At 30.3% G+C, this 11936-nt stretch carries 12 protein-coding genes; 1 reads left to right on the top strand and 11 read right to left on the bottom strand.

Features of this window, described 5'->3' with window-relative positions; all coding sequences use genetic code 11:
• Window positions 1-8: 8 nt before the first annotated feature.
• From C4S75_RS06180 to C4S75_RS06160, 5 genes are all read right to left on the bottom strand, one after another.
• Window positions 9-302: a hypothetical protein gene (locus tag C4S75_RS06180; RefSeq protein ID WP_105297434.1), complete on the bottom strand. Its 294-nt coding sequence runs from the start codon at window positions 300-302 to the stop codon at window positions 9-11.
• A complete protein-coding gene (locus C4S75_RS06175) occupies window positions 303-1277 on the bottom strand; it encodes a ribonucleotide-diphosphate reductase subunit beta (RefSeq protein ID WP_105297433.1) in 975 nt (324 codons plus the stop codon).
• Between the two features lie 299 nt (window positions 1278-1576).
• The gene (locus C4S75_RS06170) at window positions 1577-2452 is read right to left on the bottom strand and encodes an NAD kinase (RefSeq protein WP_105297432.1); all 876 of its coding nucleotides are present in this window, start codon (window positions 2450-2452) and stop codon (window positions 1577-1579) included.
• 15 nt (window positions 2453-2467) lie between these two features.
• The gene (locus tag C4S75_RS06165; protein ID WP_105297431.1) at window positions 2468-3124 is read right to left on the bottom strand and encodes a CBS domain-containing protein; all 657 of its coding nucleotides are present in this window, start codon (window positions 3122-3124) and stop codon (window positions 2468-2470) included.
• 51 nt (window positions 3125-3175) lie between these two features.
• Window positions 3176-3511 carry an MmcQ/YjbR family DNA-binding protein gene (locus tag C4S75_RS06160; RefSeq protein ID WP_105297430.1) on the bottom strand — a complete coding sequence of 112 codons (336 nt, stop codon included), beginning with the start codon at window positions 3509-3511 and terminating at the stop codon, window positions 3176-3178.
• Window positions 3512-3617: 106 nt separating this feature from the next.
• Here C4S75_RS06160 and C4S75_RS06155 point away from each other — a divergent pair, with 106 nt between their 5' ends.
• Window positions 3618-4862 carry a D-alanyl-D-alanine carboxypeptidase gene (locus tag C4S75_RS06155; RefSeq protein WP_105297429.1) on the top strand — a complete coding sequence of 415 codons (1245 nt, stop codon included), beginning with the start codon at window positions 3618-3620 and terminating at the stop codon, window positions 4860-4862.
• On the opposite strand, the gene C4S75_RS06150 is transcribed toward C4S75_RS06155, so the two are convergent.
• The 6 genes from C4S75_RS06150 to C4S75_RS06130 form a co-directional block, all read right to left on the bottom strand.
• The gene (locus C4S75_RS06150) at window positions 4863-5981 is read right to left on the bottom strand and encodes a hypothetical protein (RefSeq protein WP_105297428.1); all 1119 of its coding nucleotides are present in this window, start codon (window positions 5979-5981) and stop codon (window positions 4863-4865) included.
• A 140-nt stretch (window positions 5982-6121) separates the two neighbouring features.
• Window positions 6122-6715, bottom strand: coding sequence for a hypothetical protein (locus C4S75_RS06145; protein WP_105297427.1), 594 nt, complete (start codon window positions 6713-6715; stop codon window positions 6122-6124).
• A gap of 17 nt (window positions 6716-6732) precedes the next feature.
• A complete protein-coding gene (locus tag C4S75_RS06140; RefSeq protein WP_105297426.1) occupies window positions 6733-9153 on the bottom strand; it encodes a TonB-dependent receptor domain-containing protein in 2421 nt (806 codons plus the stop codon).
• Between the two features lie 114 nt (window positions 9154-9267).
• Window positions 9268-9591: a hypothetical protein gene (locus C4S75_RS10035; protein WP_146105582.1), complete on the bottom strand. Its 324-nt coding sequence runs from the start codon at window positions 9589-9591 to the stop codon at window positions 9268-9270.
• Window positions 9592-9669: 78 nt separating this feature from the next.
• Window positions 9670-10593, bottom strand: coding sequence for a UTP--glucose-1-phosphate uridylyltransferase GalU (gene galU / locus C4S75_RS06135; RefSeq protein ID WP_105297425.1), 924 nt, complete (start codon window positions 10591-10593; stop codon window positions 9670-9672).
• A 161-nt stretch (window positions 10594-10754) separates the two neighbouring features.
• A complete protein-coding gene (locus C4S75_RS06130) occupies window positions 10755-11936 on the bottom strand; it encodes an ABC transporter permease (protein WP_146105581.1) in 1182 nt (393 codons plus the stop codon).

Below are 11936 nucleotides of genomic sequence, written 5' to 3'. Positions count from 1 at the left end.
AATATATATTAATCTAATCTTTTAACCATTAATTCTAATTTACCTTTTAATCCGGTTTCATTATTTACTGCCATTCTTCTTAAAAAATACCCGTTATCTTTTCCTTCTTCATCAATAAAAGGCATTTCATATATTTCAGATAAAGAAAATGCTCGAAGATATCCTGAAATTATTTCTATTAACTCCTCCCATATTTCTATATGACGTTCTCTGTCATCTAATTTTGTTGCAATTTCTCTTTCGATGGTTGCATTAAAATCAAGATATATAAAATTGGCTTTAATTAAATAAAAATCTCCCATTTAAAATAAATCGTTTTCAGTTATACTTTTATCATATTTGGTATATTCGGTAGGTCTTTTCGCAAAAAAGTCGTCTAAACTATTGGCAAATACTTCCTCTTCAAACCATGCCATAGGTTTGTATTGCTCAGGTGTAACATTATACAACCGTTCCATTCCTATTTGTTGTAAGCTTTCATCTACCCTGAATTTCATGAAGTTTAGAAGATTTTCTTTTTCTATTGAGTTTACTTCTCCTTTCTCAAATATCCAATCTAATATTTTACCTTCAATGATGATTGAATTCTTAACGGTATCTTGAATGTGCTTAATGGTATCTTCATCGAAAAAGTCGGGATATTCTTCTTTAATTTTATTAACTAAATAGATTCCAGCATTGGCATGAATTTGCTCATCTACAGAAGTCCAACCAATGATATTGCTAACATTTTTCATCAGACCTTTAAATCTTGTAAATGATAAGATTATAGCAAATTGACTGAATAAAGAAACATTTTCAATAAGAATAGTAAATAAAATAAGTGATACTACGTATTTTTTTCGGTCATCGGATTTAGCATATTTTAATGCATTATCTAAGTATTCCACTCTTTCCCTGATAACGGGAATTTCCAACAACTTTTCGAATTCATTATTATATCCCAAAACCTCCAACAATCTTGAGTAAGCTTCTGAATGTCTAAATTCACATTCCGCAAAAGTACTTCCTAATCCATTGAACTCCGGCTTTGGAAAATGCTGATATATATTTCCCCAAAAACTTTTAACAGCGACCTCAATTTGGGCAATTGCTAATAAACTGTTTTTAATTGAATTTCGCTCTCTGTCTTCTAAATGCGAATGAAAATCCTGTATATCGGCGGTAAAGTCTACTTCTGAATGTACCCAATAGGCATGATTGATTGCTTCTGTAAATTGTAAAATTTCAGGGTATTCAAAAGGCTTGTAATTAATTCTTCTATCAAATATTGACATAATCCTTAATTTATTTTTCTTTTTTTAATAATTTTTACTTTATTTTTAAAAGACAGAAAATTATTTATAAGAGCCGGTCTCGTGTATAATTTTTAACGTATACAAACTCTTACATTCAAATTTTATAATCTTATGATTTTTATAATTAACTTTCTTTCAATTAATTAATTCTTTTGTTTTAGGCTCTTACTATGTATTTAAAATTAAAAATATTTAACATATTTGACCCTAGAGAATCTCAAAAGATATTAAGAAGTTATAAACACTGAATTTTATTTTGAATTGAAAAAACAAGTTTTTTAATTCCTCGAATCAGTTCCCCATTTTAATTTTTCCCGAAGATTTTTAAAATAAGAATAATTATTATACTTGACTATTTTTATTTTAAATGGTGCTTTTTTTATGATTATTTCATCGTCTATTCCTACCGTATTATACCGTGAATCCAGACATAAAGAATATTTTTCCGATCTACTATGAACTTTCAACCGTATTTCTACATCATCTTTTAAAATTAATGGTCTTACATTTAAATTGTGCGGACAGATTGGAGTGATAACCACTATATCGGCTTTAGGATAAATAATGGGACCTCCACAACTTAATGAATAGCCCGTTGAACCGGTAGGAGTTGATATAATTAAACCATCTGCCCAAAAGGTATTCAGAAATATATTATCTACATAGGCATCTATGGTTATCATTGAGGTTGTATCCTTACGCATTACTGCTGCTTCATTTATGGCATAAGGCAAGAATTTATGAAAATTACTTTTCACTTCTAGTACGGAACGTTCACTTATAGTGCAATAACCATCTAAAATATGGGGCAATTCCTTCAAAAATTCATTTTTCTGAAATGTGGCTAAAAATCCTAATCTTCCTGTATTGATTCCCACAATCGGAATATTAGATCCTTTAATATAAGCAACAGTAGACAAAATAGTTCCGTCTCCTCCAAAGGTAAATAATAATTTGGTTTCTTTAGGAAGTCCTTTCTTTTTAGTGAAAGGAATAAAACCGGGATTTTTTAATCCTAACATTTCTTCTAATTCCTTCACGTAGGATTCATATACATAAATGGTTATACCTTTTTTTTCTAATTGTTGAAAAAAAGCCGAATAAAGTTCATAATCTTCTTTGTGAACTACTTTTCCATATACACCTACTATCATTGAATTTTAATTAATTTATACTTCCATAAATTTTTGCAATTGATCAAATCTCTCTTTTAAAAGCTCTTGCTTGGAATCTTCAAAGTATTTGTTGGAAATTTGATACCCAAATCTCTCGAAAGTATCTCCAATGGAACTTATATTTTCTGCACTAATTTTAAGTACTATTTGAGTTGAGTCTTCATCGGTATTGACTAATAACATCCCTAATATCCTTCCATTATTGCTTTCTACTATATTTGCTATTTCACTGGTAGAATATTTTTTTATAGGAGTCGTAATGATCATATAAACTCCATATTCGGTAGTAAATTGAAAGGAGGCTAATTCATCAATAACTGTTTCTTCTAATACTACTCCTAAAAATTTTTCTTGGTAGGATAAGATTGGGATTATATTAGTTTCATTTTCACTAAAAACGCGTAAGGAATCAAAAAGTATAGCACTATCAAGTAGATAGAACTGTTCTAAATCTAAAAGATGATCTTTTAGTGATTCTGATTTATCTAAATCTCTAATGATATTTAAACCTATATTTCCTTTTACTCTTCCTTTACTTATAACAGGATAATGGCTAACTCCAAGATCAATCATCAATTGCTCTGCTCTTCCAACGTTGTCATTTTCATAAAGAGTTAATACATCATTTGAAATATAATTGGTAATTATCATTATGCTAAGATATAATAAGATTTTTGAGTAACCAAAATTTTAAAATTTTGTTCATCTCTTTTTAGTTATTTTTTTAAGCACCTCTGTATAAGATAGTTTAATAAGATTTTTTATAAAATCATCCGTTAAATTTCCATTCATAAAAACTGTATTCCAATACTTTTTATTCATGTGATATCCGGGTTGTATTTCCGAATAATTTTCTCTTAACTCCAACGAATATTCTGTCTCACATTTTAAAATTATCTTAAAATCCGGATCATATAGATTAGTTAATGCAAACATCTTACCCTTTACTTTAAAAACTAAAGTTTTTTCATCAAAAGGAAAACATTCTTCCACATCTGTAAATTGTAAACAATACTCTCTAAATTCTTCAATATTCATAGATTGATTAGCTTAAATTTTAAAAATTTTAAATTTAAGATAAAAAATTAGATTATAAGATTTCGTATTAGTACATTTGAATGAAATGCTATAAATTAGTTATCATATGAAAAAAATATTTTTTATAGTTTATTATATTTTGATAAGTATATCTCTTTATTCACAAAAAACATTTTTAATTAAACATTTTGATTCTGATTTTTATGCAAAACAGTGGGCCGGCTTTTATTTATATGATCCTGTGCAAAAAAAGGAAATTTTTAATTATAATGGTAATAAGTATTTTATTCCGGCTTCCAATGTAAAAATTTTTACCTTATATACCGGATTGAAATTAATTTCTGATTCTATACCTTCCCTAAAATATGTTTCCAAAAATGACACGCTTTATATTTGTGGAACAGGAGATCCAACTCTATTGGAACCCTATTTTAAACAAAATAAAGTAATTGAATTTTTAAAAAATCGAAAAGAAACTATAGCTTTATTTACAAAAAATTTTGATGATACTATCTACGGCCCCGGTTGGTCTTGGGAAGATTATAAAGAATATTTTTCACCCGAACGCACTTCTTTTCCTATGTACGGAAATTTAGTAACTATTTCTTCACCAACTCAAGTATATCCCTCTTATTTTATAAATGATGTACTATTGGACCATAAAGAAATTGTAAGAGATTTAAGAAAAAATAAGTTTCATTACTCCGATAATAAAAAAATGGAGATACCCTTTATTACTTCCGATTCGTTAACTAAAATACTTTTAGAAAGAGAACTTAATAAATCCGTTTATTTAACCGAAAAATTTCCTGTTGAAAAACCTGCATATTTATATAGCATACCCTGCGACAGTTTATACAAGAGAATGATGGTTGTAAGTGATAATTTTTTAGCAGAACAAATTCTTCTGATGGGAAGTCTTTCCATTTCAGATAAACTTAACAGTTCCTCTGCAATACATCATATGTTGTCTTCTTATTTAAAAGATTTGCCACAAAAACCCAGATGGGTTGATGGATCCGGTCTTTCCAGATATAATAATTTTACTCCTAAAGATATGGTTTATGTTTTAACTAAGCTCTATGAAGAAATCCCGTATAAAAGATTAATTTCATTATTTCCCGCAGGAGGTGTTAGTGGAACTTTAAAAAATAATTATAAAGGAAATCCGCCGTATATATATGCAAAAACAGGAGGAATGAAAGGAATATCAAACCTGAGCGGATATTTAGAGACCAAATCGGGAAAAGTATTGATATTTAGCTTTATGAATAACAATTTCCAATATCCATCCGGGGAAATAAAGAAACAGATGGAAGAAGTATTGGTACATGTGAGAGATTTTTATTAATCAATGTTTTACAGCACATGTGGATATTTGCGTAGGAATATTTCTGCTAAATTCAATTCCAAATCCAAGTTCTCCGTAATCATTCCTTCCCCATCCCCATAAGCTCCCATCTTCTTTGATGCCTATACTATGCTCAAAACCGGCGGAAACTGTTTTCCATTGGGAATGATCCAATAATACGGGGAGATTTTTATTAACTTGGGTTCCGTCTCCTACTTGTCCGCTATTATTCTTTCCCCATCCCCAAAGTGAACCGTCTTCTTGTATGCCTAAGGAATGGTATTCTCCTGCAGCAACCATTTTCCATTTAGAATGACCGATACGAACAGGAAAATCCTTATCCCGATTGGATTTATCTCCTAATTGGCCAAATTCATTGTATCCCCAAGCCCAAAGGCTACCATCTGCTTGAATTCCTAAAGTATAGTCAAATCCGGACGTAATGTATTTCCATTTACTGTAACCAATTCGTACAGGAATAGTAGAATATTTAAATTGGTCAGTCCCTAACTGACCGTCTTCATTATTACCCCACCCCCACAATGTCCCGTCTTCCTGTATTCCCATACTATAATTAAAACCGGCTGTTATAAACTTCCATCGTGCATTTCCTATTTTAATTGGTTTATTTTTATCGTCGGTGGTGCCATCTCCCAACTGACCTTCTTCGTTGCTTCCCCATGCCCATAAAGTTCCGTTTTCTTTTATAGCTAATGAGTGATATTCTCCGGCGGAAACACTTTTCCAATTGGAATGATCAATTTGAACCGGATAAATTTTAGTAAAATTTGTACCATTACCCAGCTGACCGTTTTCATTCAATCCCCAGCCCCATAGGGAACCATCTGATTTTATACCTAATGAATGATTGTAACCGGAATACACTAATTTCCATTTTTTGTAAGGATCCACTTCGGTAGGAAGGGATTTATTTTGGTCGGAGCCGTCTCCTAACTGACGTTTATCATTTTTTCCCCAGCTCCACAAGGTGCCATTATTTTGTATACCTAAACTGTAATAATTTTTTACTGAAATCAATTTCCAGCAGGCATTAATTTGTGCATTTACATCAATAACATTTATACCTGCAAATGCCAAAAATATACAAATAAATTTCATACAACTTTTGCTTCCCTGTTTTTAAGCGTACATAACGGTAAATATAAATTTCTCAATCAGTAAGTGAGATTTACTTATCAAAATAAATTTATATTATAAACAAAAGTTGTATGTTATTTATTGTTATATAAACAATTTTTTTATTTTATATCTTTATTTTTTACTGTAAAGTGAGCTTCTAAATCAATTTCTCCACCTAATAAAGCTGCAGAAGTGGCTTCAGGGTCTTTCTTTGCCGGTTGATGCAGTAAATAAATATACACCGTTGAAAAAGCTTGATCCTCTACGGTCCAGACCGTATGATGTCCTAACTTTCTGCCTAATGTATCTATATTATCATGTTCTGCATAGATAATGCTTAACCCTTTAGAATCAACCTTCTGATATAATACAAAATGATCATCGGCATCTTCAATAAAAATTTCATCGGTCACATCGTGTAAATGATTTTCATGTTGTGAATAAAATTTTATTTCAACATTATACGTTCCTGTAGGTAAGCTAATATCCGTAATCGGTATTTCGGTGCTTCCTTCCGGTACTTCGTAAACATATTCTCGAATTAAATTTGGATCTGAACTATTTCTAAACTGCAGTATCACCTTTGACATTTCATCATGATCGTGTTCCGGTAGGGAATTTAAAATGTCATCTCTGTCATGGGAAGAACAAGAAAAAATAGTAAATAAAAGTAAGGTTAACGGTAACAAAAAGATTAAATTTTTAATTTTCATATATGTATTGTATATTCTTAAAAGTTAAATTGTATTTTTAATAAAAAGCTTCTTCCGCTTTCTTCTATATAAAAACGCAACCGATTCATATAATCTCTGTATGCGATGTCAAAAATATTTTTTACACCTAATGAAATATTCATCGTATGTATGGTTGTGATATCGAGTGAAAAACCGGTAATAAAATCAAAGAGCTGATAAGCAGCAGGAGGAGAACTAATATCTAATGTTTCCGAAACCACTGCTCCATTTTTCACTATATCAATTTCAAAATTATAATTAGGAAAGTGCGTTTGCTTAAACACAGAAGTGGAAGTAAGTTTTGCAAAATAATTTCGCCATTTTTTATTTCTATATTCTATTGAATTGACCCAATGCAAAGGAGGCATGGAAATTAAGGACGTTTTATTTTTTATATCTTTTCCTCTCAAATAAGAAAAATTAGTAGAAAATTTCAATGGTCCCAATGTTTGATAATCAGCCATTACATCAATACCGTAAATTTTAGCATTGGTTTGTTTATATTGCCAAACCGGAAATGCTCCTCTAATCGTATATTCTGCACTTACAGGAATAGAGTTTATAAAGTCATTTATATAATTATAATAAGCCGTTAATTCAAAAGTTAACTTATTATCCAATCCAAACCCTTTATAGGTCGTCATAAACTTATTAGACTTCTCATTTTTTAAGTCTAAGTCTCCCAATTCAATGGCAGCGGCTGAATGATGTAATCCGTCGCTAAATAATTCACTTGGGTTGGGTGCTCGACTGCTTAATGAATAATTAAATGCAATTTCATCAAACATTCCCAACTTTAATTTTAAGCCTAAAGTAGATGCAAAACCGTTATAGGTAAGAATCGGATTTACCAAATAATTGAGACCGGTATCTTTAAGTATTTTTTTTGAATATTTTTTATCGTAACCCAAAGATACCCATCGGCTTTTTTTATAAAATTTTAAAGCATCTATTTTTTGATGATCAAATCGTATTCCTCCTTCGATTAGTAATTTTTTACTTATAGTAAAATATTCAATCCAATAGAAGGAATAATTATTTTTTTCATAAAAGGGGATTAATGGACTTACGCCGGTTCCTGCATTTGGAAAATTTTCTTGATAAGAATAGCCGCTTCCTAATTTTGTTTTAAGCTTAGTATGGGCAATCGATTCGTAATCTAAATTGAGAGTATGTGTAGTTAAATCCAAATTGAGAGATGCCTTGTCGGCAAGTCCGCTTCTTCTGATATCATATTCTTTCCGATTATTAAATTGATATCCGTACACTAAACTTAATTTACCAAAATTAAAATTATAATGGGTATTGAATTTAAATAAATTATGCTGAATTTTCTGTTTGGGCGCATCTATTTTCATCGTAAAATCATCAATAACTAAGGGTTGTTTATTATTGATGGCATTTAAAAGATTTTCCAGGTTACCTACATGCGCTGCTTTTAAAATCCCGGTGTCTGAACCGAAATAACTATAGAATAATTCTATGCCGTAATTTCTTTGATTTTTACCTGCTTGAATTGAAAAATCATTTTCTTTAAGCCCCGTATTAGACATAATATAATCAGGCGCAGATAGATCTCCGGATCTTTTATAAGTACCTTGTAAGCGCATAGCCCATCCTTTTTTCCATCCTTTTTCAATTTGGGCTGTAGTATTTCCTCCTTTACCGTTGGAAACATAGGAAGTTATAAGACTTCCCGTAAGAGTATCTTTTGTATATAATTTTTTTGGTTCAACCAATACGATACCCCCGGTAGCATCGCCCGCATATTGTAATGCTCCCGCTCCTTTAATGATTGAAATGGAATTGGCAACATTAAGGTCAATATCCGGTGCATGTTCAACGCCCCATTGTTGATCTTCCTGCCTTATGGCATGATTAAATATGGGCACACGGCTACTATGCAATCCATGAATAATAGGTTTAGCTATATTATTTCCCGTTTTTAATATACTCACTCCCGCAATCGAAGCTAATGCACTAGCTAAGTTAGAATCCGAAAATTCATTAATTTGATTTTTGGTTAATTTATTTTCTGTTGAAGTTTTAGTTTTTCCTAAGGATTTTCCAACGGTTACTATTTGTTGTAATTCTTTTTCTTTAAGTTCTAATGAAATAACTTGATTTAAATTATTCTTTACTGTTATTTCTAACGTTTGAGTAGTATAGTCAGGATGTGAAATAATAAGTCGATACACTCCTTGACAAACATTGGAAATAGTATATTCTCCTGATAAATCAGTTATTGTTATGGATTCTTTTCCATTAGTTGCTATGAGCTGTATAGAACCGTTTTTTATTCCACGAGTGGAATGTAAATCGGTAAGTTTACCTTTAATATGCAAGGTACATTGAGCATACGATTTTATATTCAATAAAATAAGAAATATAAAAAAAACGTATATTGTCTTTTTCATAAAAAATAATATAAGGTATGACTTAATTGAAAAAAGTTATATCCTTTAAAAAAGATATAAATACGGATCTTTTTTTTAATTTTTATTAAATAATCCGTATCATATTATTATGTTTTATGAAAATATAGGAGGTGGCCTGTTGAAATAGTTAGATTTGTTTATATTCTTATAAAATATAAAGGTATAAATATCTTCAGGGTGATTAATTATTTCAGAGTGATGAGGTAGTATAAATGTTGGGTCTTCCGCAACATCAAATAATTGATATTTTCCTAAATGAAAAATTGTATGACATTGTTGGCAATGATCATGACTAATTTTGTTTACTTTATGTTGTTCTAAGTGAATATATTTCTGTATTGAAAATACCTTAAATACGAATACTATGGAAAATAAAAGATAGATAATTCGTATTTTATTGGAATGAAGGAATTTCACTTTAGATTGTATAAATTATTTGGAAGCAAATTTAAATAAAAAAAAATCTTTCATGAAGTTGAAAGATTTTTTATTTTATCATTTTTTGCTAACTACAGCTAATTTTTCTTTTTCTGTAATTTGTTTTTTTTCAAGTTCTTTGCCCAATTCAATAATGTAGTCTTGCAAACTATCTTTTATTTGTGGATGGACTAAACCATATTGAATACTAGTTTTCATAAATCCGAATTTATCTCCTACATCATAACGGGTACCGCAAAAATTACGAGCAAATACTCTTTGAATTTTATTAAGGGTATCAATTGCGTCTGTTAATTGAATTTCACCACCTGCTCCGGGAGCTTGATTTTCCAAAATACTGAATATCTCGGGTGTCAATAAATATCTACCGATAATTGCCAGATCACTGGGCGCATCTTCCGGCTTAGGTTTCTCTACAAAGTTGAGCACATTATACAACCCTTTTTCTATTTCTCTTTCAGGAGCGATAATTCCATATTTTGAAGTTTCTTCATGGGGAACTTTCATTACTGCAATGGTAGAAGCATAAGTTTTTTCAAAGTCCATAATTAATTGCTTTGTTAATGGTACTTTATCTTCCATTATATCATCTCCTAACATCACCACAAAAGGCTCATTACCTACAAATGCTTTTGCTTGTAATACAGCATGTCCTAATCCTTTAGGATGAGACTGTCTAATAAAATGTAAGTTTATATCAGTCGTTTCTTCAACGAGTTTTAATAATTCCGTTTTATGCTTTTCTCTAAGATTAGCTTCTAATTCGGGATTGGAATCGAAATGATCTTCTATAGGTCGTTTTCCTTTGCCGGTTACAATTAAGATATCTTCAATACCGGAGTTTATAGCCTCTTCTACTATGAATTGGATAGTAGGTTTATCTACAATAGGAAGCATTTCTTTAGCCAATGCTTTTGTAGCTGGTAAAAACCTGGTACCTAAGCCAGCAGCCGGAATAACGGCCTTTTTTACTTTTTTCATAATTTTATAAATAACGGTTAAAAATAGCTAGTTCAATAAAATATATAAATGATTTATTTATGTTTGTTAATTCATATTTTATTTTATACAAATATAGAAAAATGAACTTTAATTTCTTTCTATGAACAATATTAAATTAATTATTTAAATAAAAAAATATTTTAAAAATTTAATTTTCTCGATGATAAAAATGATACAGAAAATCCTATAAATAATACGGTAATCAATACAATAAAATAGTTAGTAAGATCGAATTTAACCGGAAATGGCATAAAAGGATTTGCCATGACTAGTCCGAAATTAGATTGTAACCAGGTCAAAAAGGTTCCTAATACTATACCTATAACTACTCCAAACATGGTTATGATAATTCCAATGGTAAAAAATAATTTTTTTAATCCTGAAATGCTATATCCCAGAGCAATAAGCGATTTGGATTGATATTTCTTATCCAATATTATAATAATAATGGCTCCTGCTAGGTTAAAGGAAGCAATTATAATAACTAAAATAAATATTAAATAAATAAACAATTGCTCTACTTTCATCATTTTTAAAAAAGAGGCATCTTGCTCTTGTCTATTTTGAATGATATAGTTCTTTCCCAGTTCTTCTTTTAATTGCTTTTGCAAGGATTTTACATTGTTCTTAACCTTTATTTCAATTGAAAAAGCACTATTAGGAGGTAAATTCAAAAGATTGCGTGATAACTGTATAGGTACAAAAATATAATTTTCGTATTGATCATTTAAAGCAAATACTCCCGTCATATGCACAGTTGCTTTTTTAAATGCATCATCCGTATTAGATATCAGTTTCTTTCCCGGTTTAGGCATATATAAAGAAGCGTAATATTCTTTATCAATAGGAACACCCAAACGATAGGCTAAAGCGTTACCAAAAGCCGCTTCATTATCGGAAGATGTGTTAGGAAATTTTCCCGCTTGAAAACAAGTGTCAATTTTAACAACTTTCAAAAAATTTTCATCCACCCCTTTAAGATATGCTATTTCATCCTTTTCATAAAATAAGACATATACTTTCTCTTCTATGACTTTCGTAAATGCTTTAACTTCCGATTGAGAAGAAAGAATTTTTTCTACCCGTTCAATATCTGGCAAGGTTTTGCCTGTTGCCGGTAAAATTCTTAGATCCGGATTAACATCACTAAAAAGTTTAATATTAAAACTCTCTAATCCACTAAACACCGAAAGGATAACAAACATAGCACAGGTAGCAATCGCTATGGCTGTTAAAGAAGTATACATAATGATACTTACAGCTTGAGTGCTTTTTTTGGATATAAAATACCTGAAGGCTATGTACCAGGATAGATTTTTCAC

Origin of the sequence: Apibacter sp. wkB309 (assembly GCF_002964915.1) — a bacterium.
Taxonomy (GTDB): domain Bacteria; phylum Bacteroidota; class Bacteroidia; order Flavobacteriales; family Weeksellaceae; genus Apibacter.
The sequence above is the reverse complement of the archived record's forward strand: the minus strand, read 5'-3'. Positions and strand labels throughout refer to the sequence as shown.

Coding starts and splice junctions, on each gene's coding strand:
- C4S75_RS06165 (WP_105297431.1), bottom strand. CDS start 3,124: ATGATAATTACCAATTATATTTCAAATGATGTATTAACTCTTTATGAA.
- C4S75_RS06150 (WP_105297428.1), bottom strand. CDS start 5,981: ATGAAATTTATTTGTATATTTTTGGCATTTGCAGGTATAAATGTTATT.
- C4S75_RS06140 (WP_105297426.1), bottom strand. CDS start 9,153: ATGAAAAAGACAATATACGTTTTTTTTATATTTCTTATTTTATTGAAT.
- galU (WP_105297425.1), bottom strand. CDS start 10,593: ATGAAAAAAGTAAAAAAGGCCGTTATTCCGGCTGCTGGCTTAGGTACC.
- C4S75_RS06180 (WP_105297434.1), bottom strand. CDS start 302: ATGGGAGATTTTTATTTAATTAAAGCCAATTTTATATATCTTGATTTT.
- C4S75_RS06170 (WP_105297432.1), bottom strand. CDS start 2,452: ATGATAGTAGGTGTATATGGAAAAGTAGTTCACAAAGAAGATTATGAA.
- C4S75_RS06145 (WP_105297427.1), bottom strand. CDS start 6,715: ATGAAAATTAAAAATTTAATCTTTTTGTTACCGTTAACCTTACTTTTA.
- C4S75_RS06175 (WP_105297433.1), bottom strand. CDS start 1,277: ATGTCAATATTTGATAGAAGAATTAATTACAAGCCTTTTGAATACCCT.
- C4S75_RS06160 (WP_105297430.1), bottom strand. CDS start 3,511: ATGAATATTGAAGAATTTAGAGAGTATTGTTTACAATTTACAGATGTG.
- C4S75_RS06155 (WP_105297429.1), top strand. CDS start 3,618: ATGAAAAAAATATTTTTTATAGTTTATTATATTTTGATAAGTATATCT.